Origin of the sequence: Sulfuricaulis sp. (assembly GCF_040901545.1) — a bacterium.
In the GTDB taxonomy this organism is placed as follows: domain Bacteria; phylum Pseudomonadota; class Gammaproteobacteria; order Acidiferrobacterales; family Sulfurifustaceae; genus Sulfuricaulis.
In genome coordinates this window covers 16,201-40,794 of the sequence record NZ_JBBDYL010000038.1, presented here as the reverse complement: position 1 = coordinate 40,794, position 24,594 = coordinate 16,201, and the positions used below count along the sequence as shown (strand labels likewise).

Genomic DNA, 24,594 nt, shown 5'->3' with positions numbered 1-24,594 from the left:
GCGAGTCGCTCGCGGCCACCGGATTGGATTTTGTTTGTGGTGACAGCGCTTCCACCGTTTGGCACGAGGCTACGGAAAGGATTGCCGGTGGCGACCGGTGAATTGCCGCCGGCCACCGACGGTATGGTGAGCGGATATTATCCGACCTTGTGGAGGTGGCAGGCATGATTGACGCGATAATGCCGGACAGCGTACGCACCGCCGGCCGGGCCTTGCAAGTGTGGGACCGGTGGTTGCTCGGCTGCACGTTCGTGTTGCTCGCCTTGGGTGTGACCATGGTGTACTCGGCGTCCATCGCCTACGCCGAACGTGAAATGCAAAACAGTGCGTATTACCTCATACGCCATGTCAGCTTCGCGATTCTCGGACTCGTCCTGATGGTATTCGTCATGCATACGCGAATACGCTGGTGGGAAAAATCCGGCCCGTTTCTTTTGTTGCTCGGCATTGCATCACTTTGCCTGGTGCTGGTGCCGGGTATCAACGCACACGTAAACGGCAGCTCCCGCTGGATCAGGCTTGGGATCGTGAATATACAGCCGTCAGAGTTCATGAAACTTTTCATGGTGGTGTATCTCGCTGGTTATCTCGTGCGCAAGCAGGAGGCGCTCAGGAATTTCACCCAGGGAATCGTCATGGTGAGCCTGGTGGTGGCTGTGATCGGCACGCTGCTCCTGCTGGAACCCGACATGGGCACCCTGGTGGTGATGACGGTGACGGTGTTCGCTATGCTGTTTCTCGGAGGTGTCCGGTTCTGGCATTTCATGCTTGTACTCGCTGTGGGACTGGGCGGGATGGCGGTTCTCGCGGTCATCTCTCCTTACCGCATGGGGCGTGTAACGAGCTTCCTCGATCCGTGGGCCGATCCGTTCAACTCCGGATTTCAACTGGTTCAGGCGCTCATCGCTTTTGGACGCGGAGAGTTGTTCGGAGTAGGCGTGGGAGCGAGCGTGCAGAAACTTTTTTATCTTCCGGCGGCGCATACGGATTTCGTCTTCGCGGTACTGGCCGAGGAACTCGGGCTCATGGCCGTGCTCGGTGTCATCGTGCTTTTTGGAATTATTTTCGCGCGCGCCTTTGTCATCGCCCATCAGGCCGAGGCCGCGGGACAGTTATACAGCGCGCGCTTGGCGCAGGGATTGGGACTGCTGTTCGCTTCTCAGGCGATGATCAACATGGGCGTGAACATGGGATTGATGCCGACCAAGGGATTGACACTGCCGTTCCTGAGCTATGGCGGGTCGAGCTTGCTGGCGAGCTGCATGGCCATGGGCCTGCTGCTCCTTATCGGGCGCGAGGCGCGGGCGGCGGCCTGGGGTAGGACATGAGTTGCGTGTTGATCATGGCGGGGGGAACCGGCGGGCACGTTTTCCCGGGGCTTGCCGTCGCGCGCCGGCTGCTTGAAAAACGGGTGCACGTTGTCTGGCTCGGAACGCGGCGCGGCCTCGAGGCCCATGCCGTGCCGGCGTCCGGCCTGGCGATTGACATGGAGTGGCTCTCGATACGCGGCGTGCGTCGCAAGGGCTGGGTGCGCTGGCTTCTGTTCCCGTTCACGCTTGTCTATGCGATGGGTCAGGCGCTGCGTGTCCTGCGGCGGAGAAAACCGGATGCGGTGTTATCCCTGGGCGGCTTCGTAGCGGGTCCCGGTGGCCTGGTGGCGCGGCTGACGTGCACACCGCTGGTCATTCACGAACAGAACGCCATTCCGGGCATGACCAACAAATGGCTGGCGTTGATCGCTGACCAGGTATTGTGCGGATTTCCCGAGACGTTCGGCAGCCATATCCCGGCGCGCCCGGTGGGCAATCCGGTGCGCAACGAGATCATCGGACTGCCGCCGCCCGATGTGCGGATGGCCTCGCGCGGGGGACGATTGCGGTTGCTCGTTGTGGGCGGCAGTCAGGGCGCTAACGTATTTAATGACGTGGTCCCGGTTGCGATCAGGAATCTGCCGGAGAAGATCAGAGCGGAGGTGTGGCATCAATCCGGCCGCAACGCGGCCGCACACGTCACGGCGGCGTACGCCGGCTTACCCGCGAAAGTGACTGAATTTATCGATGACATGGCCGGGGCCTATGCGTGGGCGGATGTGGTTCTTTGCCGCGCGGGCGCCATGACGATCGCCGAACTGGCGGCCTCCGGATCGGCTGCGATCCTCGTGCCTTATCTCTACGCCGTGGACGATCACCAGACGGCCAACGCCCGTTTTCTTTCCGACCGTTCGGCCGCCGTGCTGATACCGCAAACGGAATTCACCGCCGACCGGCTGTGTGAACTGTTGTCCGGGTTTGCCGCCAATCGCGATCTTCCCTTGAAAATGGCGCGCGCGGCACGCCACTTGGCCGTGACCGATGCGGCCGAAAACGTGGCCGAAGTCTGCCTGGGGGTGATCGATGCGTGACCGCGTGCAACGCGTCCATTTTGTCGGCATCGGCGGAGCGGGCATGTGCGGCATCGCCGAAGTGCTGCATAACCTGCAGTACGAGGTCTCGGGATCGGATGCGCGCGAATCCCCGAATACCCGGCGTCTGAATACGCTCGGTGTAAAAGTGGCGATCGGTCATGACGCACAACTCGTCAAGGGCATGGATGTTGTCGTGGTCTCTTCAGCCGTCGATGAAACCAATCCGGAAGTTCGTGCGGCTCGCGCCGCCAAGATCCCGGTCATTCCACGCGCCGAGATGCTGGGAGAATTGATGCGACTGCAACGCGGCATCGCCATCGCCGGCACGCATGGCAAAACGACCACGACAAGTCTCGTCGCAAGTTGCCTGGCCGAAGGCGGGCTCGATCCCACCTTCGTGATTGGCGGACGCCTGAACAGCGCGGGTGCGCATGCACGCCTGGGACACGGCCAGTACCTGGTTGCCGAGGCCGACGAGAGCGACGCGTCATTTCTGCAGCTTTCCCCGTTCATGGCCGTCGTGACGAATATCGACGCCGACCATATGGGCACCTACGGCGGTGATTTCAACCGCCTGAAGCAGGCGTTCATCGATTTCCTGCAGCATCTCCCGTTCTACGGACTTGCCGTGGTGTGTCTCGATGATCCGGTGGTGCGCGAAATCATCCCGCAGGTGCATCGGCCGGTGTTGACATACGGCACGGTCCCCGATGCCGATTTGCGCGCTGTCCAGCTGCGCCAGGATGAAACCAGAATGTATTTCACGGCCGAGCTGCGCGGGCAAAAGAACTGGATGGCGGTAGAGCTCAACCAGCCTGGACAGCACAACGTGCTGAATGCGCTCGCCGCGATCGGCATCGCGCACGAGCTCGGCGTGAACCAGGAATCCATCGTGCGCGCGCTCGCCGCTTTCGCCGGTATTGGACGGAGATTTCAGATCAACGGTCGCGTCTCGCGTGCCGGGGGCGACGTCATTTTGGTGGACGATTACGCACATCACCCACGCGAGATTTCCGCCACCGTCGCCGCCGCACGGGCAAGCTGGCCGGACCGGCGATTGGTCGTGATATTCCAGCCGCACCGGTATACGCGTACCCGCGACCTGCTCGACGATTTCAGCACGGTGCTGGCTGACCTGGACCTGCTGCTGGTCACCGAGGTCTATGCCGCGGGGGAATCGCCCATCAGCGGTGCCGACGGCCGCGCGCTCTGCCGCGCGATTCGTGCGCGCGGCCGGACGGACCCGATTTTCATCGAAGACGTGAACACGCTCGCGCACGAGCTGCAGGACGTGGTTCGGGGCAATGACGTGGTACTCACCCTCGGCGCCGGCAGTATCGGCAATGTCGCGGCTTCGCTCCCGCAGACGCTGGTTTTCAGGAAAAGCGGATGATGCCGGTGAAATCGCAAAAACTCCGTGGACAATTGCTTGTCGCTGAACCCATGTCACGCCATACCAGCTGGCGCGTCGGCGGACCGGCTGACCACTTATATATACCCGCCGATCCCGATGACTTGGCGGGATTTCTTAAATCGCTGCCTTCGCAGGAGCCGGTCCATTGGGTGGGATTGGGCAGCAACCTGCTCGTGCGTGACGGCGGTGTGCGCGGGACGGTGATCATGACCAGCGGCGCGTTGAGTAATTTGCGCGTACTCCGTGAAGGGATCGTGCGGGCGGAGGCCGGGGTGCCCAGCGCCAAAGTGGCGCGATTCTGCACCGAGCACCAGCTCATCGGCGCGGAATTTCTTGCCGGCATTCCCGGCACGATCGGCGGGGCGCTCGCGATGAATGCCGGTGCCTTCGGTGGTGAAACGTGGCAGATCGTCGATCGAGTGGAAACAATCGACCGCACGGGCAGCCGACGCAAACGCCCTGCTTCGGATTATCGGATTAATTATCGTTCGGTTCACGGACCGCAAGACGAATGGTTTATCGCTGCGCACTTGAAACTTGCCAGGGGAGAAACAAAGCAAGGCAAATCGCTGATCAAAACACTTCTGGCCAAGCGCGGTGCCACTCAGCCGACGCAGCTTCCGAATGCCGGATCCGTGTTCAAGAATCCGCCCCACGATCATGCGGCACGTCTCATCGAGGCGAGCGGACTCAAAGGCGCCTGTGAGGGACAAGCCTGCGTCTCGGCGCTGCATGCAAATTTCATTGTCAATCAGGGTGGTGCCACGGCAGCTGAAATCGAACGTTTGATATCCCGGATACAGGCCGTAGTGGAAAACCTCCACGGGGTGACACTCGAGCCGGAAGTGCGCGTGATCGGGGAGGGGACGGTATGAGCCGCGGAGCAGGGGCTTTCTTGAAAGAGGGGATGCGACGCGACCGCGCAGCGCGGAGCAGGGGCCCCTTTGGGGATGCGACCGCTGCGCGGGATGCAGGCGCCGCTTACGCGCTCGCTGGCATCCGCTCCGCTGCCCGATCCCGTTTAACGGGTCCCTCGGGCAACGCTCCGCGGCGCCCGAATACCGCCGAACGCCGACAATGCGATGGGCAATATGGCCCCGACACAACGGAGGCGTTGACGGTATGAGCCGCAGGAAATTCGGCAAAGTGGCCGTATTGATGGGCGGACCTTCCGCCGAACGGGAGGTTTCGCTCAAAACCGGCAAGGCCGTGCTGTCCGCATTGCAACGCCAGAATGTGATGGCACGCGGGATGGATGCCGATAAATCGACTCTGAGAATTCTTGAGGATGAAAAGTTCGAGCGAGTGTTCATCGCCTTGCATGGCCGCTGGGGCGAGGACGGCGTGATACAGGGCGCCCTGGAAATGCTGGACATTCGGTATACCGGGAGTGGAGTGCTGGGATCGGCGCTGGCAATGGACAAGCTCCGCAGCAAATACCTGTGGTCCGCCACCGGTATTCCGACTCCGGATTTCATCGTGCTCGCCCCGGGGACCGATCTGGACGAAGTCGTAGTAAAGCTCGGATTACCGGTTTTCGTTAAACCGGTGCGCGAGGGTTCGAGCCTGGGTATCAGCAAAGCCAAGACAGTGGCGGAACTGAAGTCCGCCTGGGAAATGGCGGCTAAGTACGATGATCAGGTTATCGCCGAACGTTTTATAGGTGGCGCAGAGATCACCTGCAGCATTCTCGGTGATCAGGCCCTGCCGCTGATCAGGATTGAAACCGACCGTGAATTCTACGATTACGAGGCGAAATATATTCTCGACACAACGCGCTATCTGTGTCCCTGCGGCCTGTCTTCCGCCCAGGAAATGGAATTGCAGTCCCTCGCGCGGCGCGCATTCACCACCCTTGGCTGCTCAGGTTGGGGACGCGTGGATTTCATGCTCGACAACAGCGGCAAGCCGTATGCGCTTGAAGTGAACACGGTGCCCGGGATGACCGATCATAGCCTCGTTCCCAAGGCGGCCAAGCACGCGGGCATGAATTTCGACGAACTCGTGTTGCGGATTCTGGAGACAGCCGATGTACAACGTTGACGCGGGCAACGGTAAACCGGAAGCGGGCATGGGGCTTTTCAAGGCGGCGGTCTTGCTGTTTTCACTGTTGTTCGGATTGCTGGTGCTGGCATTCGGTGCCGACTGGTTGTTGCGCACAGACAATTTTCCTGTCAGGCATGTGCGCTTCGAAGGCGAATTCGTGCACGTAACGCAACAGGAACTGGAATCAACCGTGATGAATGCCGTGCATGGCAATTTCTTCCTGCTGAATCTGGATGCGGTAAAAGCGCGTGTGGAATCGCTCCCCTGGGTTTATCGGGCGTCGGTACGCCGTCAATGGCCCCAGGACATACATGTCCGGTTCACGGAACAGCGGCTGACCGCGCGTTGGGGGGATGGGGCTTTTCTCAACCAGGCGGGCGACGTGGTGCCCGTAACGGGACAAGATTTTCCCGCGGAACTTCCGCGCCTCGAAGGCCCGGAGGGTACCGGGCCGCAAGTGCTTGAGCACAGTAAAAATTTCAGTCAGATCATGGCCGCGGTCGGTTTGCAATTGGAACGGATCACGCTCACGCCACGACGGACCTGGCGGCTGACGCTCGCCAATGACATGGAAATCGTGCTCGATCAGGAAAATCCCGCGCAAAAACTGGAACGGTTTGCCCGGGTGTACGCGAAATCGCTCACGCATCTTGGTTCGGAAATCAAGCGGGTCGACCTGCGCTACAGCAATGGCTTTGCGATTGATCTGGCTGGCGACCACGGGGCCGGTATCAGCGGATCACCCGGCCACACGGAGACGCTTGGCACACAACGGTCGGAAACGTCTGACAAGGGGTAACCATGGCGAGACGAGACGATGAAAAATTGATAGTTGGACTCGATATCGGTACCTCCAAGGTGTTGGCGATTGTCGGGGAGCTCACTCCGACCGGAGAGGTGGAGATAATCGGCGTGGGTCACCATCCTTCGCGAGGGATGAAAAAAGGCGTCGTGGTGAACATCGAATCGACCGTGCAATCCATACAGCGCGCCGTCGAAGAGGCTGAGCTCATGGCCGGTTGCCAGATCCAGTCGGTATACGCCGGCATCGCGGGGTCGCACATCTCCAGCTTCAATTCGCACGGCATCGTCGCCATCAAGGACAAGGAAGTGGGACAGAGCGATGTCGAACGCGTGATCGAGGCGGCGCGCGCGCTCGCGATACCGGCGGACCAGAAAGTGCTGCACATTCTTCCGCAGGAATTCATCATCGACAAGCAGGAAGGCATTCGTGAGCCGATTGGCATGAGCGGCGTGCGGCTGGAAGCCAAGGTACATATTGTCACGGGTGCCGTGAGCGCGGCGCAGAACATAATCAAATGCGTTCGGCGCTGCGGTCTGGAAGTGGACGACGTCATTCTCGAGCAACTGGCCTCAAGTATGTCAACGCTGACAGAAGACGAAAAAGAACTGGGCGTTTGCCTGGTGGACATCGGCGGCGGCACGACCGACATCTCGGTGTTTACCGACGGGGCGATCCGTCACACCGCGGTGATTCCCATCGCGGGCGATCAGGTGACCAACGACATCGCGGTGGCATTACGCACACCGACGCAATACGCCGAGGACATCAAAAAGAAATACGGCTGCGCGCTCACGCAATTGGCGCATCGCGACGAAACCATTGAAGTGCCCAGTGTGGGCGATCGTCCTCCGCGCAAGCTGTCACGCCAGACGCTGGCTGAGGTCATCGAGCCGCGCATCGAGGAACTCTACAGTCTGGTTCAGGCCGAACTGCGACGCAGCGGTTTCGAAGACGTTATCGGGAGCGGTCTTGTCCTTACCGGTGGCAGCGCCAAGATGGAAGGCACGGTTGACCTGGCGGAGGAGGTATTCCACATGCCGGTCCGACTCGGCGTTCCGCAATACGTTGGCGGTTTGAAAGGCGTGGTGCATAACCCGATTTTTTCTACCGGCGTCGGGCTGGTGCTGTACGGCGCGCGATGCCGGGAAGGGAAACAGTATGTCCAGACACCGGGCATGGCCGTGGGAGTCAAGGGAGTATGGAACAAAATGAAAAGCTGGTTTCAAGGAAATTTCTGAAATGAGGGGAATGGGCCGAAACATCGTTCAACTGGGTTTGATAAACCGACACTGGAGGCAACGCTATGTTTGAATTAATGGATACTTACGGACAGCAAGCTGTTATCAAGGTAATCGGTGTCGGCGGAGGCGGCGGTAACGCTGTCGACCACATGGTCTCCGCCGATATTGATGGTGTGGAATTCATTAACGCCAACACGGATTCACAGGCGCTCAAGAAGTCGCGAGCAAAAACCATCTTGCAACTCGGCACCAATCTCACTAAGGGTCTGGGATGCGGGGCGAATCCCGATATCGGCCGCCAGGCTGCTGTGGAGGATCGCGAGCGCATCGCCGAAGTGCTATCCGGCGCGGATATGGTGTTCATTACTGCCGGATTGGGCGGTGGTACCGGTACGGGGGCGGCACCGGTAGTCGCGCAGGTGGCAAAGGACTTGAATATTCTGACTGTCGCGGTGGTGACCAAACCCTTTCCCTTCGAAGGCCGCAAGCGGATGGGTGTGGCTGATAAAGGCATCGCGGAACTCGCTCAATACGTAGATTCCATTATCACGATACCAAACGAAAAACTGCTGACCGTGCTCGGAAAGGAGGCAACACTGCTGGATGCATTCGCCAAGGCCAATCAGGTGTTGCAGAACGCGGTGCAGGGCATTGCGGAACTGATCACCCGCTCTGGGCTTATTAACGTGGACTTTGCCGATGTGCGTACGGTGATGATGGAGATGGGCATGGCGATGATGGGGGCTGCCTCGGCATCCGGTCCATCCCGCGCCCGCGAGGCGGCGATCGCGGCCGTTTCCAGCCCGTTGCTCGAGGATATCAATATATCTGGTGCCCGCGGGATTCTGGTCAATATTACGGCCGGCCTCGATATGTCCATCGGAGAATTCGAGGAGGTTGGCAATACCATCAAGGATTTTGCCTCCGACGATGCCACCGTGGTCATCGGGACTGTAATTGACCCGGAGATGCATGATGAGTTGCGTGTCACGATCGTCGCCACGGGACTCGGGTTGGAAAAGCAACGCAAGCAACCTTACAAAGTCGTCAAAACCGGCACCGGTACTACGGATTATGAAGATTTGGAAACTCCGACCGTAATTCGCAACCGCCGGACGGAACGTCCAGTCGGCGTCTCCAACGAGGCGGCAATCGAGTACCTGGATATCCCGGCTTTTTTGAGGAAACAAGCCGACTAGCGCCCAGTGCCCGAGGCGAATGCTCTTTCGGCAATGGGCGCAGATAGCCGCCATGAACCATGTTTCCATGGGCGCTACTGCCGCCGTCTCGGAAAGCGCTGCGCCACGGGATCCGGCGGCTAAGGAGGACTATTAGAGACATATCGGTCCATTTATCGGTCTAGACCGTCCGCAACCCCGTTTCGCTGAATTTTGGCTGGACAGGGGTGGGTTTTTATCCTTAAATACCTTGAGGGAGTGAGATTTTTTGTCGCCCCGGTTCTGCGAAATTACATATCCTGCATGCCGTATTGCAGGCATCGGTGCCACTCATACAAATGTGTTTTTTGCCCTGGCGGAGATGCAGAACGCTCTTCACGAAGACAATTTATTTTCTTCAATACTTTAAGGAAATCAAAAATAAGTAAATGATCAAGCAACGGACTTTGAAAAACGTCATCCGTGCTACGGGTGTGGGGCTGCACACAGGAGAAAAGGTTTATTTGACTCTGCGTCCGGCAACTTCTGATACAGGTATCGTCTTCCGCCGCACTGACTTGCCCGAGCCGGTCGAAATTCGCGCCTGCCCGGAAAATGTATCCGATACACGACTGTCGACCACGATTGAAAGCAACGGTGCCAGAGTCTCGACCGTGGAACATCTTATGTCCGCTTTCGCCGGACTGGGAATCGATAATGCCTATGTCGACCTGACGGCGGCGGAAGTACCAATCATGGACGGCAGCGCCGGGCCGTTTGTATTTTTGGTGCAGTCCGCCGGCATAGCCGAGCAATCGGCGCCTAAACGATTCATGCGCATCAAGAAACGGATTCGCGTGGAAGACGGGGACAAGTGGGCCTGTTTCGAACCGTTCGAGGGTTTCAAGGTTTCTTTCTGCATTGAATTCAATCATCCCACCTTTCGCGACTCGACTCAAAATGCGAGCGTCGACTTCTCCACGACCTCTTTTGTGAAAGAGGTAAGCCGCGCCCGGACTTTCGGTTTCATGGGAGACCTCGAGGCTTTGCGCGCCGCGGGGCTTGCGCGCGGCGGCGGCCTGGACAACGCGATCGTGCTCGACGATTTTCGGGTGCTCAATGACGACGGCCTGCGTTACGAAGATGAGTTCGTCAAGCACAAGGTCCTGGACGCGATAGGGGACCTGTATTTGTTGGGGCACCCGTTGATTGGTGCATTCAGCGCTCACAAATCCGGGCATTCCCTCAATAACTGGCTGTTGCGTGAACTGATCATGCACCAGGAAGCGTGGGAACTCATCACCTATAACGAGAATGATGAGGCACCGATCGCCTTCATCCGCACCATTCCAGCTGTCTGATGAGTGTGCGGGCGTAAAGACACGATAAGCAATGCTGGCTGTAACCGAAGATGTGAGTTGAAAGGGGTAGTAACGGCATGAACATTATTCTTGTACCGAGCAACCGTAATGGCAAAGGAAACAATGCCACCCTTTCACATCGACATCTGATCGTGATAGCGCTGGTGGCATTGGTGGTCTTGCCTGGCTTCTTCGGCGTCCTGGCGTATCATGCCCAAGAACTGATTTCGACTCACAGCCCCGATTCTCTACTTTCAGCACAACGACGCGAGCTGGCGGCGCAACGCATGGCGATTGCGGAAGCCAAACGCCGCGCAGAAACCCATCTTAATGCTTTGGCCCAACGTCTCGGACAGCTCCAGGCACAGGTTCTGCGGCTTAATGCGCTCGGCAGCCGGCTTACCCGGATGGCCGGTCTTGATACCCGCGAATTCAATTTTTCAGCCGACGCCGCCATGGGTGGCCCGGAAAAGGCCAGCGTGCTGTCCAGCCCTCCCGATCTGATGTCATCCATCGATCGCCTGACCCTGGAAGTGGAACGTCAGCAGGAGCGACTGGCCGCGCTGGAAAACCTGCTCCTCGACCGCAAGCTCAATGCCGCTGTCACACCCTCCGGCTGGCCGGTGGAAGGCGGATGGATCTCATCCGGATACGGCATGCGCGCGGATCCGTTCAACGGGCATCATTCCATGCACGAAGGCGTGGATATCGCCTCGCACATGGGTTCATCCGTGCTCGCCGTCGGTGACGGGGTTGTATCACACAGTGGCGAGAAAGCCGGATATGGGCTGCTGGTTGAAGTCACGCATGAGTCCGGCCTGATCACCCGTTACGCCCACAGCAGTGCTACGCTGGTCAAGGTGGGAGACAGGGTGAAAAAGGGAACGGCCATTGCCCTGGTTGGTACATCGGGGCGCTCCACCGGGCCGCATTTGCATTTTGAGGTTGTTCGCAACGGAGCATCAGTCAACCCCATGCGGTACCTGCAACAGGTAAGCACAAAATAATCTTTTCCGGCTGTAGCAAGCTTCAAGTCTCAACGCTTTTCCTCCATAATTGCCGCTCTTCCGGCACGTCTCCGCGTGAGATGCACAGAATTTCATGATTACGAAAGCGCTTACCAAAATATTCGGCAGTCGCAACTCCCGCCTCCTCAAGCGCATGCAGCATGATGTGGTGCGCATTAATGCACTTGAACCTGATTTTGAGAAGCTGACTGACGAGCGACTGCGCGCCAAAACCGCCGAATTTAAAACCCGTCTGTCTAACGGTGAAAATCTCGAGAGTCTGCTGCATGAAGCTTTCGCGGTTGTGCGCGAGGCCTCCAAACGTACTTTGGGCATGCGCCATTTCGATGTTCAGCTGATCGGCGGCATGGTGCTGCACCAGGGCAAGATTGCGGAAATGCGGACCGGCGAAGGCAAGACGCTCGTGGCCACGCTGTCGGTGTATCTCAATGCGCTGGCAGGCAAGGGCGTCCACGTGGTGACCGTCAACGATTATCTGGCACGTCGCGACGCGGAATGGATGGGCGCCATATACAAGTTCCTGGGAATGACCGTCGGTGTTGTCGTTCCCGGCCAGACTCGCGAGGAAAAGCGTGATGCCTATGCAGCCGATATTACCTATGGCACCAACAACGAATACGGCTTCGATTACCTGCGCGACAACATGGCGTTTCGCGCCGAGGAACGCGTTCAACGCGGACTCCATTACGCCATCGTTGACGAGGTGGATTCGATTCTCATCGATGAGGCCCGGACGCCGCTGATTATTTCCGGGGCCACCGATGAAAGTGCCGACTTGTACGTAAAGGTCAATACAATTATTCCCCATCTTACCCGGCAGGTCAGCGAGGGGGGACCGGGCGATTACAGCGTGGATGAAAAGGCGCGTCAGGCTTTTTTTACCGAGGCAGGCCATGAGCAGGTGGAGAAACTCCTTGTCCAGGCGGGGTTGCTGCAGCCGGGAACCAGTCTCTACGATGCGGCAAACCTGATATTGATGCATCACCTGAATGCCGCGCTGCGCGCCCATGCGCTGTTCAAGCGCGAGGTGGATTACATCGTGCGCGACAATGAGGTAATTATTATCGATGAATTCACCGGGCGCATGATGCACGGACGGCGCTGGTCGGATGGCCTGCATCAGGCTGTCGAGGCGAAAGAAGGCGTAAAGATTCAGAACGAGAATCAGACGCTCGCGACCATTACATTCCAGAATTATTTCCGGCTTTACCGCAAACTGGCCGGCATGACCGGGACCGCAGATACCGAAGCCTTCGAATTTCACCAGATTTATGGTCTCGAAGTCGTCGTGATCCCGACTCATAAGCTAATGGTTCGCGATGACATGGCGGACCAGATCTACCGCACCGCTGCGGAGAAACATGCCGCCATTTTCGCCGATATTCACGATTGCCACCAGCGCGGCCAGCCGGTGCTGGTCGGCACTGTAACCATCGAGGCCTCGGAGCATTTGTCTAATCTGTTGCAGAAAGAGAAAATTCCACATCAGGTGCTGAATGCGAAGCATCATGAACGGGAAGCGATGATTGTGGCGCAAGCGGGCCGACTCGGTGCCGTCACCATCGCCACCAACATGGCAGGCCGCGGTACCGATATCGTGCTGGGAGGGAATCTTGAAATGGAACTCAAGGAAATCGGCGACGATGATTCGAAACGCCAGGCGGCGCGATCGGAATGGGACCATCGCCACAAACAGGTTGTGGATGCGGGAGGACTTCACGTAATCGGTACCGAGCGCCATGAGTCGCGGCGCATCGACAACCAGTTGCGCGGCCGTTCCGGCCGCCAGGGCGATCCGGGTTCGTCGCGTTTTTATCTATCGCTCGAGGATAACCTGTTGCGCATTTTCGGCAGCGACCGGCTCTCGGGTCTGATGCAAAAGCTCGGCATGCAGCAGGGCGAAGCCATTGAACATCCGTGGGTAACACGTGCGATTGAAAATGCCCAGCGCAAGGTCGAAGGGCGGAACTTCGATATTCGCAAGCAATTGCTTGAATACGATGACGTGGCCAATGACCAGCGCAAGGTTATCTATGAGCAGCGCAACCGGCTGATGGACGTAGATGATATATCCGAGAGCATCACGACAATCCGTCATGAGGTAGTCGCTGAATTGATCAACCAGCATATTCCGCCGGAGAGTCTGGAGGAGCAATGGGATATCCCGGGCTTGGAGGAGGTGCTTGAGCGAGATCTCGGGTTAAATCTCCCTATCGCCCATTGGCTCAAAGAAAATGAAGCTCTGGAAGAGGAAAAGCTGCGCGCACGCATAGTGACCGAAGCCGACAGAATGTATGCTGAAAAGACGGCCACCATCGGACCGGATGTCATGCGCCATCTGGAAAAGGCAGTCATGCTGCAAGTATTGGACTCGCAGTGGAAGGATCATTTGGCGGCCATGGATTATCTCCGCCAGGGTATTCATCTGCGCGGCTATGCTCAGAAAAATCCGAAAGAGGAATACAAACGCGAGTCATTTCTGCTTTTTTCCGGCATGTTGACCCGCATCCGGCATGATGTGGTGAATCTCCTAGCCCATGTCCAGGTGAGAGCACAACATGATATTGAAGAGCTTGAGAGTCAAAATCGCCAGCCGCAGGAAATGCACTTCGCGCATCCGAGACTCGATGCGGGTGGCCAGCCGGAGGAAAACGAAGGCGGGGAAGCGGTGGCGACCGTGCAGAAGCCGGTTACGCGACGTCAGCCCAAGATCGGGCGGAACGAACCCTGCCCTTGCGGTTCCGGAAAGAAATACAAGCATTGTCACGGTAAACTGGCCTGATACATGCCCGTCGGCTTGCGCGAATTGCCGCCTCTTGATTCCGTCCCGGGCATCCGACTGGGGACAACCGCGGCCGGGATTCGTAAACCGGATCGGCCTGATCTGGTAGTGATCGAATGCGCTCCGGGCACGAACGTGACAGCCGTCTTCACCCGCAATCGTTTCTGTGCGGCACCCGTGACGGTGGCACGGGATCATCTAGAAACGGCTCCCCCCCGCGCCCTGCTGATCAATACGGGTTTTGCCAATGCCGGCACAGGTCCGTTTGGGCTTGAAGATGCGCGTGCCTGCTGCGCGGCGCTGGCCGGGCAATTGGGTTGTCGGACCGAGGAAATTCTTCCTTTTTCTACGGGTATCATCGGCGAGCGCCTCCCCGTATCGCGAATTGTCGCCGGGTTGCCAGGTTGCCTGATGAACCTCAATGAAAACGGCTGGGCAGAAGCAGCGCGCGGCATTATGACGACCGATACCGTACCCAAGGGAAGTTCAAGGAAAATCAATTTAGGATCACAAACGGTATTGCTGACTGGCGTTGCCAAAGGAGCTGGCATGATCCGGCCGGACATGGCAACCATGCTGGCATTTGTGGCTACCGATGCGGCGGTGACCCCTGCAGTGCTCAACTCTTGTTTGTTAACGGCGGTTAACCAATCTTTCAATCGCATCACCGTGGATGGCGACACGTCAACCAACGATGCCTGCGTGTTGATGGCCACCGGCCTCGCGAGGAATTCGGTTATCGACCGGGTGGAGGGAGAGGCGTATGCCAAACTGCTAGGTTCCGTGACAGAGACTTTCATCGGTCTGGCGCAGTCCATTGTGCGCGACGCGGAGGGAGCAACGAAGTTCATCACCGTTGAAGTTCGCGGCGGGCTGACCGAATCGGATTGCCTTGCAGTGGCCTATACCGTTGCGCATTCTCCATTGGTAAAAACCGCTTTTTTCGCCAGTGACCCGAATTGGGGGCGGATTCTGGCGGCTGTCGGGCGTGCGCCGGTAGAGCGACTCGATTTCAGCAAACTGGCGATACACCTGAATGATGTTTGCGTCGTACGTCAGGGCGCACCGGATAATGACTACACGGAAGCGAGAGGCATTGCCGTCATGCGACTTCCTGAAATTCTCATTCGCATCGATCTGGGAGTCGGGATTGCCACCGCGCGCATCTGGACCTCGGATCTGTCACATGATTATGTCCGTATCAATGCCGAATACCGGAGCTGATTCGCTCCTGCGCGTTGCCGTCGGCCTGCTCATGGATGGCAACAAGGTTTTTATCTCTCGCCGCGCACCCGGCAGTCATCAGGGAGGGAAGTGGGAATTCCCCGGCGGTAAAATCGAGCCGGGAGAAAATACCTTTGCTGCGCTCACGCGCGAACTCAGAGAAGAAGTAGGGATTGACCTGATTGCCGCACAACCTTATTTGCAGACACGGCATGTGTATCACGACCGAAATGTCCTGCTCGATGTTTGGCGCGTTACCGAGTATCGAGGAATTCCGCACGGACAAGAGGGACAGGAGGCAAAGTGGGTTCACTGTCACGACCTTACCGGGCATGAGTTTCCTGATGCAGATCAGCCGATCCTGGAACGAATCGCATTGCCTTCACTTTATCTCATTACCGATTCGAAGCAATTTGGAAATGGAGCGTTTCTTTCCCGACTTGAACGGGCATTAATCGCCGGCGCCAGGCTGGTACAGCTGCGCGAACCGCAACTTTCTCCCCAGGATTACAAGGCCATGGCACGCGAGACAGCCGGCATGTGTCATCGTCATGGCGCGAAACTTTTAATCAATGCGCAACCGGAATGGGTGCCGGAGTGCTGCGCAGACGGTGTTCATCTCAACAGCCGTCGTTTAATTGCGGGGCAAAATCGTCCCCTGCGGAGCGATTATTGGGTGGCGGCTTCGTGCCATGACATTGATGAGTTGACGCGGGCGGCACAACTTGGAGTCGATTTCGTTGTTTTAGGGCCCGTGAGTTCAACCGCTTCACACCCCCAGGCACAGCCCCTCGGATGGAAAATCTTTTCACAACTTTGTGCCAGCGCGAAGTTGCCGGTGTATGCCCTGGGAGGCATGCGTGCGCGTGATCTGGAACAGGCACGGCAGGCGGGAGCGGTGGGATTGGCGATGATCAGCGGAATCTGGGGCGCGGACTCCATCGAGCAAACGGTGGCTTTGCTCGCATCGAGCTAGTGTCTTTGCTGCGTCATTGCCAGGGCGAGGTACCATTGATGCAGACGTTCCACTTCAGCCTCGAGTCGTTTTCTGTCATCATTGTTATCGATCACGTCATCGGCTTTCTGCAAGCGTTGCGCACGCGTGGCTTGCGCGGACATGATCTTGCGGATTTCGACTTCGCTTAATCCGCTGCGCGCCACGGTGCGTTGAATCTGGGTGCTTTCGGAAACGTCCACCACCAGAACGCGATCGATGAGGTCGATGAAACCGGATTCAACCAGCAGCGGTACAACAATAATGCAGTACGGAGAATCAAGCTCGGGCAATTTTCTCCCTATCGCTTCGCGAATCCGAGGATGCAGGATGGCCTCGAGGCGGTGACGCTCATTAATGTTTTCGAAGACCTGTTCACGCAATTTATCCCGGTCAATTTTTTTATTTTCATCCAGAATTGCTTTCCCGAAGGATCGTATAATCTCGTCATGCGCGCCTTCCCCCGGTTCCGTCAACCGGCGCGCGATCTCGTCGGTATCAATGACCGGGACTCCGCGCATGGCCAGAAGCGACGCGACAGTGGATTTGCCGCTTCCGATACCGCCGGTGAGCCCGACTCGCAACATGTTTCCAATCTTCAACCGGAAATTCTTGCAAACTGGAGGTAGAAACGAGTAAGGGTGTCACCCCACATCAGTGCGATCCAGCCCGCCACGCATAGAAATGGCCCGAAGGGAATCGGAACGCGGCGATCATGACCGGAAAAAAGCATGAAGGTAATTCCAATGATGGCCCCGAGAAAGGAAGCCAGAAGAATAACCAGCGGAAGATTTTGCCATCCCAGCCATGCTCCGAAAACCGCAAATAGCTTGAAGTCGCCATACCCCATGCCTTCTTTACCGGTAATCATCTTGAAAACCTGGTATACGGCCCATAAAGACGTGTAGCCGGCCGCGGCGCCGATAACCGCCGACGCCAGCGGCGCGAAAACGGAAAATACATTCAACAGTAATCCGGCCCAGAGCAGCGGTAACGTGATGTCATCGGGCAGCAATTGCCGGTCGATGTCGATGAAAGTGAGCGCGATAAGGCTCCACGTAATGACCAATCCAGCCAGGGCCGCCATACTGAATCCGAATCGCCAAGCGATCAGTCCGGCAAGGCAGCCTGCAAGCAATTCAACAAAAGGATAACGCCAGGATATCGGTTTTTTACAGGCCGAACATTTTCCCTTCAGCCAGAGATAACTGAGAACGGGAATATTTTCCAAAGGCCTGATGGCATGGCCGCAATGCGGACAACGCGAACGTGGCACGGCTAGGTCAAATCTCTCAGGAGGCGTTGGGGGCTGCTGCCCGGCATTTAAGAGCTCGTGACACTGATTGCGCCACTGGCGATCCAACATGACTGGATATCGGTAAATGGTAACATTCACAAAACTTCCAACGGCAAGACCGAAGAGTACGGCAATCCAAGGAAACGCGGCAGGATAACTGGAAAAAAAGGCGTGGATTTCGGTCATCGGGCGGTATTATGCCCAAAATAAAACCAAAAAGTAGGGATCGCAGCGCGGTTAAACAGTGGCTGCCAGTTTGAAGATGGGCAGATACATGGCGACCACCAGACCGCCGATAACAATACCGAGAAAAGCCATAATGATCGGCTCAAGCAGGCTGGAAAGACCCGCCACGGCGTCGTCCACTTCCTGCTCATAGAAATCGGCGACTTTGCTCAGCATCTTGTCAAGCTCACCGGATTCCTCGCCGATCGCGACCATCTGCACGACCATGTTGGGAAAAAGCCCAGTGGCATTCATCGATGTTTGCAGCTGCATGCCCGTCGTGACATCGGCTTTGATGGCCATGGTGCCTTCATAGTAAACCCGGTTTCCTGAGGCGCCGGCGACGGAATCCAACGCCTCGACGAGCGGGACACCGGCGGCAAACATGGTTGCGAGCGTGCGTGAAAAACGCGCGATGGTGGCTTTCTTTACGATCTCGCCGAGGACTGGCATGCGCAGCAATGCCCGATCAAGGGCATGATGCATTTTCTCAGAACGTTTATAGGTATAACTCAGGAATACCACCGTACCCACAATGCTACCGATGATTGCCCACCACCATTCCTGAAATGCTCGCGATAGATCAATGACCATTTTTGTCAAAGCCGGTAAATCGGCTCCGAACCCGGCAAAAAGGCTTTCAAACTGTGGAATTACAAATACCAGCAATACCGCGGTAATGATAAAGGCGACAACGATAACGGCTGTCGGATAAAACAGGGCCGACTTGATTTTCCCCTTGATGGCTTCAATCTTTTCCTTATATGTCGCTACCTTGTCCAGAATACCGTCGAGAATACCTGCCTGCTCCCCGGCCTGGACCAGATTACAGTAGAGATCATCGAAATAGAGCGGGTACTTTCCCAGTGCCGGGGCCAGGGCGGTGCCGGATTCCACGTCCTGTTTAATCGAAAGGATGACTTCCTGCATGGAGGGGTTTTCATGCCCTTTGCCGACGATGTCAAATGACTGAGCAATGGGTATGCCGGATGTCAGCATGGTAGCCAGCTGACGCGTGAACACGGCAATATCTTTTGGTTTTATGCTCTTTTTGAATTTGAAGACGGCCTGTCGTTGTTTCACCACCTTAACGGGATTGACGCCCTGACGTCGCAAGGTGGCGTTCACGTAGGCGACGCTAGCCGCCTCCATGATGCCTTTTACTTTCTTTCCCTGTTTGTCAACGCCTTCCCATGTGAAGGCGTCGTATTTGGGTCTTTTTGCCGCGGCTTGAGCCATAAATTACTCGTTGGTTGCCCGTTCGATTTCATCCAGACTGGTGATACCGTCCTTGACCTTTTTCAAACCTGCCTGTCGCAGATCGGGAACATTTTCTTTTTTCGCCTGTTGTTCGATATCCAGCTGATTGCCCCCGCGCATAATGATGGAGCCGATTTCCGGAGTGACCGGCATGACCTGGTAAATACCCACTCGGCCCTTGTATCCCCCGTTGCACGAGTCACACCCGACAGCGCTGTAAACCGTGAGTCCGCTCAATTCTTCTTCCTTGTATCCGGCCTTGAGCAAAGCATGTTTTGGAATGTCGATTGGCTTCTTGCAATGAGCGCAAAGCCGCCGTGCCAGACGCTGGGCGATGATCAGATTGACCGCTGATGCGATATTAAAAGGAGGCACGCCCATGTTGGCGAGTCGGGTCAGTGTTGAAGGCGCGTCATTCGTATGCAGCGTGGATAGCACCATGTGGCCCGTTTGCGCCGCCTTGATGGCGATTTCGGCGGTTTCAAGATCGCGTATCTCGCCGACCATGATGATATCGGGGTCCTGACGGAGAAAAGCACGCAGGGCCGAGGCGAAGTTGAGACCCGCCTTTTCATTTATATTGACTTGGTTGATGCCCGACATATTGATTTCAACAGGATCTTCCACCGTGGAAATATTGTTGTCGGGTGTGTTAAGCATGTTCAAAGCAGTATAGAGCGTGACGGTTTTTCCACTACCCGTTGGTCCGGTAACAAGCACCATGCCGTAAGGGCGGTTGATGGCCTCGACAAAAAGCTGCTTTTGATTTTCTTCAAATCCCAGTTTTTCCACGCCGAGGGACGCCGAAGAAGGATCAAGAATACGCAACACGACTTTTTCGCCCCACAGCGTCGGCAGGGTGCTGACGCGGAAATCAATCGCGCGGTTTTTCGAGATTCGCATTTTGATACGGCCGTCCTGCGGTACCCGTCTTTCGGCAATATCGAGTCTGGAAAGAATTTTCAGACGGGCTGCGATACGGCCCGATAGCGCCAGGGGAGGATTGGCGACTTCATGCAAGATGCCGTCTTGTCGATAACGCACGCGGTAAGCTTTTTCATAAGGTTCGATGTGAATATCGGAGGCGCCCCGATTGATTCCATCCATCAGTACCTTGTTGACGAACTTGACTACCGGGGCATCGTTAATGCCTTCTTCGCCACCCAAGCCAGGAGCGTTGCTTTCATCCTCGCCGGTGACGATTTCAAGATTTTCAAGACTGTCATCTCCTGCCAGATCCGTGAGGGCGGTATCCTGGGCATCCAGGGTTTTTTCGATGATTTCTGCGAGCTTTGATTCCTCGACCAGAATCGGTTCTGTGCCCAGACCCGTATGGAATTTGATTTCGTCGAGCGCCTGGAGGTTGGTCGGATCTGCAACTCCGACAAAAAGTCTGGTACCCCGTTTGAACAGAGGCATGACACGATGGCGGCGGATAATCTTTTCATCCACCAGCTTGACCGGAGCCATTTCCAGATCAAGCGAACTGATTTCAAACAACGGGATTCCAAAATCCTCCGAGGCGACTTTGGCGATGGTCGGACTGTCCAGCTTTTTACTTTCAACCAATTGAGTAACAAATGATGTTTTTTTGCTGTGCGCTTCCGATTGAATGCGTTCCGCGTCCGCGGGGCTCAAAAGATTGTCACGAACCAGCCTGAGGGCCAGGCCAGTGAGATTTGAAGCCGTGCTTGCGGTAGCCATGATGGTGAATTCAGGAATGACTCACTACGTAATTACACCGAGTCATTCAAATATAGTGTAGATAGCCAGGCACGCCAAATCATTTTTTCTCCCTGTAATTCCAGCCGATCCCGGTGAAATCGCCGCGCTCCTTACAATACATTCTTTGCTCGCAATCCATGCTGGCAGACCTGCTGAGGTCAAACTGATTCGAATTTGTAACCGGGCAAGAACGACGCTGGACCTGCCTGATGTTGCGGGTGCACTGTCCATGTGTCGCTTTTCTCGCTTAAAGAATAGCTCATTCCTTCGGTCCTTTGTCTTTGCCGTTCGTCGCGTGAATGGCTTCTTAAAGCAATGTATGTCGTGGAGTTGACATGACGTGGCAAAGTAATTTAGAATAATTCTAAATTAGCAAATTGAATTCAAAAAGCGACTCGGATTCATAATATTCCCATAAATTGTAGTGATATATCTGAAACAGGAGCGAACCATGAAAAATCTTAAAGGAACCAAGACGGAAGAAAATCTCAAGGCGGCGTTTTCAGGCGAATCCCAGGCCAACCGTCGGTACCTCTATTTTGCCGCTAAAGCAGACGTTGAAGGTTTTAACGATGTTTCCGCAGTGTTCCGCTCGACGGCGGAAGGTGAGACCGGTCATGCCCACGGCCATCTGGAGTATCTCGAACAAAGCGGTGACCCGGCAACGGGTCTTCCGATCGGTGCAACTTCGGATAATCTGAAGGCCGCCATCGCCGGTGAAACCCACGAATACACCGATATGTATCCGGGCATGGCCAAGGCGGCACGTTCAGAGGGATTCGACGAAATCGCCGACTGGTTCGAGACGCTGGCGAAGGCCGAACGCTCTCATGCCAATCGATTCCAAAAGGCATTGGATACTCTCGGGAAGTAACCCAGAGTTACCCGTCGCGCGACAACGGGGCCGAAAAACCGGCCCCGTTCGCCGCAGGTTTCAATCCAAGGATAGTGAATGACTTCTGCAAGTGATGACCGACGCGAAGGCAGCCTGCAGGCTCCGAAGCGTCATGCCCTAGACTGGCGCAATCCCGAGTTTTATGAAGAACCGGCGCTCATGACGGAGCTCGAGCGCGTATTCGACATCTGCCATGGATGCCGGCGATGCGTCAGCCTATGCAACGCTTTTCCGACCTTGTTCGATCTTGTGGACAATTCATCCACCATGGAAGTCGATGGAGTAAACAAAAACGATTATTGGCAGGTGGTGGATCATTGTTATCTCTGCGATCTGTGCTTCATGACCAAGTGTCCTTACGTCCCGCCGCACGAATGGAACGTCGATTTCCCGCACCTCATGCTGCGTGCCAAGGCTGTGAAGTTACAGAAAGGGGCAGTTAAAACCCGCGACAAAATACTTACCAGCACAGATAGGATCGGCAAGCTGGCGGGGATTCCGGTAGTAGTTCAAATAGTCAATACCGCGAACAAATCCGGCACCTTTCGCAAGTTCCTGGACAAAGTGCTGGGAGTTCATCCGGATGCTCTGCTGCCCGTTTACCACAGCAAGACATTGCGAAAACGCAACAAGCGTCTCAGTAATCGAAATAATAATTCCGCCGTACCCGCCGGACGTACCAAAGGCAAGGCGGTATTGTTCTCGACATGTTATGGCAACTACAACGAACCACAGATAGGCGAAGACCTCATTGCCGTATATGAGCACAACGACATTCCAGTAAGGATCGTCGAAAAGGAACAGTGTTGTGGAATGCCGAAGCTTGAGCTGGGAGACCTTGAGACCGTGGCACGTGCCAAAGAGGCCAATATTCCCATCCTGGCAAAACTGGTAAGTGAGGGATGGGATATCGTGGCGCCGGTTCCATCTTGTGTGCTCATGTTCAAGCAGGAAATTCCACTAATGTTTCCGGACGATCCAGATGTGGTCAAGGTCAAACAGGCGATATATGATCCATTCGAATATTTGATGTTGCGAAACGCAGAGGGCCTGTTTAAAAAAGATTTCGTCAAGGAACTTGGAACCATCGCGTATCACGTACCCTGCCATCAGCGCGTGCAGAATATCGGACCCAAGACGCGCGAAATTCTGAACCTCGTTCCCGGTACCGAAATTGAGACCATCGAGCGATGTTCCGGCCACGACGGTACCTACGCTGTGAAACGCGAGTTCCACGAGATATCCATGAAAATTGCCAGACCTGTCGTCAATCGTGTCACTCAAACCGGTCCGGATCATTATTCAAGCGATTGCCCCATGGCGGGGCATCAAATCGAAAATGGGCTGAAAAATGGTAAAAAACCGGAACATCCGATATCGCTGTTGCGGCTGGCTTACGGTATTTGAATGCGGGATGCCATGATGAGCCTGGAAAATTCCATAACCGAAATGTTGCCCATGAAAAAGCTGACACGTTCCGACCTCTATACACTCGAAAAGTACACCGAAATCCGGCCGGAATTCCGCGAGCGTGTCCTCGCGCACAAAAAGAATCGGCAAGTCGCGATCGGTCCTAACGCGACACTTTATTTTGAAGATCGCCTGACCATACAGTATCAGATTCAGGAAATGCTACGCATCGAGCGCATCTTCGAGCCGGAAGGCATCAGCGATGAGCTCGAGGCGTATAATCCGCTTATCCCGGACGGTTCGAATTGGAAGGCGACTTTCATGATAGAATTCCCGGATGTTAATGAACGCCGCAAGGCACTAGCGTGTCTGAAGGGTATCGAAGACAGGGTGTGGGTGCGTGTCGCCGGTTTCGATCCGGTTCGCCCGATCGCGGACGAAGACCTAGAACGCGAGAACGATGAAAAAACCTCCGCCGTCCATTTCCTGCGCTTCGATCTGACTCCGGGTATGGTTTCGGCGGTTAAGCAGGGTGCGGCGATTGCCATGGGTATCGACCATCCGCGATACACTCATCAGGTCGACCCGATTCCAGCGTTCATCCGTGATTCACTGGCTCAGGATTTGTCTAATTCGACAGATTAACGTCGGTATTTTTTTCCGCTCATCATTGACGCAAAACCGCTGCTTAACTCGTACCTGACGACCATCTACTGTATACTGCGCGCCCGATGCGTGGGATCACATGGTCTTCTGCTTTTCGAATCGGGAAGCGCTTGCTCTCCAGTTGGCGCCAGCTGCTGATCACGGCGCTTTTTCTCATGGTTTGGCCCTCGCAGGCCAAGCAAGATCGATACGCAGACGAACCCGAGACCTTTGTTTACGACGAGAGTCTTGAAGATAAATGGAAGGAGAGCAATGTTGTACTACCTTCATATCCGAAGGACTCCGATCTGATTCCGGTTACGTTGGCTAAATCCTTCACCCTAAAAATTTATCTCGACAGCAAATCTATTTCTCAAGCCGAGGACCGTGTCGTCCGCTTTTCGCTAATTGTCGAAAGCCCTTCAGGCGCCAGAAGCGTGTTTTACGACGGAATGCGATGCGAAACCCGGGAATATAAAACCTACGCCATTGGAAGCGCCGAATACCGGTTAGAACCCGTGAAGGATCCGCAATGGCAGCGGATTCCCATGCTTGAATTCAACTCGTTTCGCGACTATCTCTATCGTCACTACGTCTGCGATGACTACTCCACTGCCCGCAGTCCGGCTGAACTCGTGCGAATAATAAAATATGAACCTTATATAAAATATGAAAATTGAT

21 protein-coding genes and 1 pseudogene are annotated in these 24,594 nt (G+C 55.9%); 17 read left to right on the top strand and 5 right to left on the bottom strand.

All coding sequences use genetic code 11. The features are described 5' to 3' along the window. Positions 1-164: 164 nt before the first annotated feature. The 13 genes from ftsW (at position 165) to WD823_RS06470 (ending at position 16,438) form a co-directional block, all read left to right on the top strand. Complete coding sequence (ftsW, locus tag WD823_RS06530) at positions 165-1,328, top strand: putative lipid II flippase FtsW (RefSeq protein ID WP_368428678.1); 1,164 nt, start codon at positions 165-167, stop codon at positions 1,326-1,328. Further along, positions 1,325-2,401, top strand: a complete 1,077-nt coding sequence (gene murG, locus WD823_RS06525; protein WP_368428677.1) for an undecaprenyldiphospho-muramoylpentapeptide beta-N-acetylglucosaminyltransferase — start codon at positions 1,325-1,327, stop codon at positions 2,399-2,401. The genes ftsW and murG overlap by 4 nt, the downstream gene beginning before the upstream one ends. Next, positions 2,394-3,797 carry a UDP-N-acetylmuramate--L-alanine ligase gene (gene murC, locus WD823_RS06520; protein WP_368428676.1) on the top strand — a complete coding sequence of 468 codons (1,404 nt, stop codon included), beginning with the start codon at positions 2,394-2,396 and terminating at the stop codon, positions 3,795-3,797. Before murG ends, murC begins: the two co-directional genes overlap by 8 nt. Beyond that, positions 3,794-4,693 (top strand): UDP-N-acetylmuramate dehydrogenase, encoded by a 900-nt coding sequence (gene murB, locus WD823_RS06515; protein ID WP_368428675.1) that lies wholly within the window; start codon positions 3,794-3,796, stop codon positions 4,691-4,693. The genes murC and murB overlap by 4 nt, the downstream gene beginning before the upstream one ends. A 247-nt stretch (positions 4,694-4,940) precedes the next feature. After that, on the top strand, positions 4,941-5,861 hold the full coding sequence (locus WD823_RS06510) for a D-alanine--D-alanine ligase (RefSeq protein WP_368428674.1): 921 nt from the start codon (positions 4,941-4,943) through the stop codon (positions 5,859-5,861). Continuing rightward, the gene (locus WD823_RS06505; protein WP_368428673.1) at positions 5,848-6,663 is read left to right on the top strand and encodes a cell division protein FtsQ/DivIB; all 816 of its coding nucleotides are present in this window, start codon (positions 5,848-5,850) and stop codon (positions 6,661-6,663) included. Before WD823_RS06510 ends, WD823_RS06505 begins: the two co-directional genes overlap by 14 nt. A 2-nt stretch (positions 6,664-6,665) precedes the next feature. After that, entirely contained in the window at positions 6,666-7,907 is a 1,242-nt protein-coding gene (gene ftsA / locus WD823_RS06500; RefSeq protein WP_368428672.1) for a cell division protein FtsA, read from the top strand. Positions 7,908-7,972: 65 nt separating this feature from the next. Continuing rightward, on the top strand, positions 7,973-9,109 hold the full coding sequence (gene ftsZ, locus WD823_RS06495; RefSeq protein ID WP_368428671.1) for a cell division protein FtsZ: 1,137 nt from the start codon (positions 7,973-7,975) through the stop codon (positions 9,107-9,109). Between the two features lie 407 nt (positions 9,110-9,516). Next, the gene (gene lpxC / locus WD823_RS06490; protein WP_368428670.1) at positions 9,517-10,428 is read left to right on the top strand and encodes a UDP-3-O-acyl-N-acetylglucosamine deacetylase; all 912 of its coding nucleotides are present in this window, start codon (positions 9,517-9,519) and stop codon (positions 10,426-10,428) included. A gap of 77 nt (positions 10,429-10,505) precedes the next feature. Further along, positions 10,506-11,435, top strand: a complete 930-nt coding sequence (locus WD823_RS06485) for a M23 family metallopeptidase (RefSeq protein WP_368428669.1) — start codon at positions 10,506-10,508, stop codon at positions 11,433-11,435. Positions 11,436-11,529: 94 nt separating this feature from the next. Next, positions 11,530-14,238, top strand: coding sequence for a preprotein translocase subunit SecA (gene secA / locus WD823_RS06480; protein ID WP_368428668.1), 2,709 nt, complete (start codon positions 11,530-11,532; stop codon positions 14,236-14,238). A 3-nt stretch (positions 14,239-14,241) separates the two neighbouring features. Continuing rightward, positions 14,242-15,462 (top strand): bifunctional glutamate N-acetyltransferase/amino-acid acetyltransferase ArgJ, encoded by a 1,221-nt coding sequence (gene argJ, locus WD823_RS06475; protein WP_368428667.1) that lies wholly within the window; start codon positions 14,242-14,244, stop codon positions 15,460-15,462. Then, entirely contained in the window at positions 15,443-16,438 is a 996-nt protein-coding gene (locus WD823_RS06470) for a Nudix family hydrolase (protein ID WP_368428666.1), read from the top strand. The genes argJ and WD823_RS06470 overlap by 20 nt, the downstream gene beginning before the upstream one ends. Here the strand turns inward: WD823_RS06470 and coaE are convergent. The 5 genes and pseudogenes from coaE to pilB all read right to left on the bottom strand — a co-directional run bounded on the left by coaE (position 16,435) and on the right by pilB (position 20,942). Next, positions 16,435-17,043, bottom strand: coding sequence for a dephospho-CoA kinase (gene coaE, locus WD823_RS06465; RefSeq protein ID WP_368428665.1), 609 nt, complete (start codon positions 17,041-17,043; stop codon positions 16,435-16,437). The genes WD823_RS06470 and coaE overlap by 4 nt on opposite strands. 11 nt (positions 17,044-17,054) lie before the next feature. Continuing rightward, the gene (locus tag WD823_RS06460; RefSeq protein WP_368428765.1) at positions 17,055-17,543 is read right to left on the bottom strand and encodes an A24 family peptidase; all 489 of its coding nucleotides are present in this window, start codon (positions 17,541-17,543) and stop codon (positions 17,055-17,057) included. A 21-nt stretch (positions 17,544-17,564) separates the two neighbouring features. Beyond that, positions 17,565-17,939 (bottom strand): annotated as a pseudogene (locus tag WD823_RS06455) (A24 family peptidase); the annotation flags it as partial. Positions 17,940-17,990: 51 nt separating this feature from the next. Further along, the gene (locus tag WD823_RS06450) at positions 17,991-19,217 is read right to left on the bottom strand and encodes a type II secretion system F family protein (protein WP_368428664.1); all 1,227 of its coding nucleotides are present in this window, start codon (positions 19,215-19,217) and stop codon (positions 17,991-17,993) included. A 3-nt stretch (positions 19,218-19,220) separates the two neighbouring features. Next, positions 19,221-20,942 carry a type IV-A pilus assembly ATPase PilB gene (pilB, locus tag WD823_RS06445; RefSeq protein WP_368428663.1) on the bottom strand — a complete coding sequence of 574 codons (1,722 nt, stop codon included), beginning with the start codon at positions 20,940-20,942 and terminating at the stop codon, positions 19,221-19,223. 472 nt (positions 20,943-21,414) lie between these two features. Here pilB and WD823_RS06440 point away from each other — a divergent pair, with 472 nt between their 5' ends. The 4 genes from WD823_RS06440 to WD823_RS06425 all read left to right on the top strand — a co-directional run bounded on the left by WD823_RS06440 (position 21,415) and on the right by WD823_RS06425 (position 24,593). Continuing rightward, positions 21,415-21,837: a rubrerythrin family protein gene (locus WD823_RS06440; protein ID WP_368428662.1), complete on the top strand. Its 423-nt coding sequence runs from the start codon at positions 21,415-21,417 to the stop codon at positions 21,835-21,837. 78 nt (positions 21,838-21,915) lie between these two features. Next, entirely contained in the window at positions 21,916-23,265 is a 1,350-nt protein-coding gene (locus WD823_RS06435; protein ID WP_368428661.1) for a heterodisulfide reductase-related iron-sulfur binding cluster, read from the top strand. 51 nt (positions 23,266-23,316) lie between these two features. Beyond that, positions 23,317-23,913, top strand: a complete 597-nt coding sequence (locus tag WD823_RS06430; protein WP_368428764.1) for a DUF3501 family protein — start codon at positions 23,317-23,319, stop codon at positions 23,911-23,913. Positions 23,914-24,044: 131 nt separating this feature from the next. Beyond that, positions 24,045-24,593: a CNP1-like family protein gene (locus tag WD823_RS06425; RefSeq protein WP_368428660.1), complete on the top strand. Its 549-nt coding sequence runs from the start codon at positions 24,045-24,047 to the stop codon at positions 24,591-24,593. Position 24,594: the final 1 nt, after the last annotated feature.

Coding starts and splice junctions, on each gene's coding strand:
- secA (WP_368428668.1), top strand. CDS start 11,530: ATGATTACGAAAGCGCTTACCAAAATATTCGGCAGTCGCAACTCCCGC.
- murB (WP_368428675.1), top strand. CDS start 3,794: ATGATGCCGGTGAAATCGCAAAAACTCCGTGGACAATTGCTTGTCGCT.
- murC (WP_368428676.1), top strand. CDS start 2,394: ATGCGTGACCGCGTGCAACGCGTCCATTTTGTCGGCATCGGCGGAGCG.
- WD823_RS06485 (WP_368428669.1), top strand. CDS start 10,506: ATGAACATTATTCTTGTACCGAGCAACCGTAATGGCAAAGGAAACAAT.
- WD823_RS06430 (WP_368428764.1), top strand. CDS start 23,317: ATGAAAAAGCTGACACGTTCCGACCTCTATACACTCGAAAAGTACACC.
- WD823_RS06460 (WP_368428765.1), bottom strand. CDS start 17,543: ATGGCGGCCCTGGCTGGATTGGTCATTACGTGGAGCCTTATCGCGCTC.
- WD823_RS06505 (WP_368428673.1), top strand. CDS start 5,848: ATGTACAACGTTGACGCGGGCAACGGTAAACCGGAAGCGGGCATGGGG.
- ftsZ (WP_368428671.1), top strand. CDS start 7,973: ATGTTTGAATTAATGGATACTTACGGACAGCAAGCTGTTATCAAGGTA.
- lpxC (WP_368428670.1), top strand. CDS start 9,517: ATGATCAAGCAACGGACTTTGAAAAACGTCATCCGTGCTACGGGTGTG.
- WD823_RS06435 (WP_368428661.1), top strand. CDS start 21,916: ATGACTTCTGCAAGTGATGACCGACGCGAAGGCAGCCTGCAGGCTCCG.
- WD823_RS06510 (WP_368428674.1), top strand. CDS start 4,941: ATGAGCCGCAGGAAATTCGGCAAAGTGGCCGTATTGATGGGCGGACCT.
- ftsA (WP_368428672.1), top strand. CDS start 6,666: ATGGCGAGACGAGACGATGAAAAATTGATAGTTGGACTCGATATCGGT.
- murG (WP_368428677.1), top strand. CDS start 1,325: ATGAGTTGCGTGTTGATCATGGCGGGGGGAACCGGCGGGCACGTTTTC.
- pilB (WP_368428663.1), bottom strand. CDS start 20,942: ATGGCTACCGCAAGCACGGCTTCAAATCTCACTGGCCTGGCCCTCAGG.
- ftsW (WP_368428678.1), top strand. CDS start 165: ATGATTGACGCGATAATGCCGGACAGCGTACGCACCGCCGGCCGGGCC.
- WD823_RS06440 (WP_368428662.1), top strand. CDS start 21,415: ATGAAAAATCTTAAAGGAACCAAGACGGAAGAAAATCTCAAGGCGGCG.
- argJ (WP_368428667.1), top strand. CDS start 14,242: ATGCCCGTCGGCTTGCGCGAATTGCCGCCTCTTGATTCCGTCCCGGGC.
- coaE (WP_368428665.1), bottom strand. CDS start 17,043: ATGTTGCGAGTCGGGCTCACCGGCGGTATCGGAAGCGGCAAATCCACT.
- WD823_RS06450 (WP_368428664.1), bottom strand. CDS start 19,217: ATGGCTCAAGCCGCGGCAAAAAGACCCAAATACGACGCCTTCACATGG.
- WD823_RS06470 (WP_368428666.1), top strand. CDS start 15,443: ATGCCGAATACCGGAGCTGATTCGCTCCTGCGCGTTGCCGTCGGCCTG.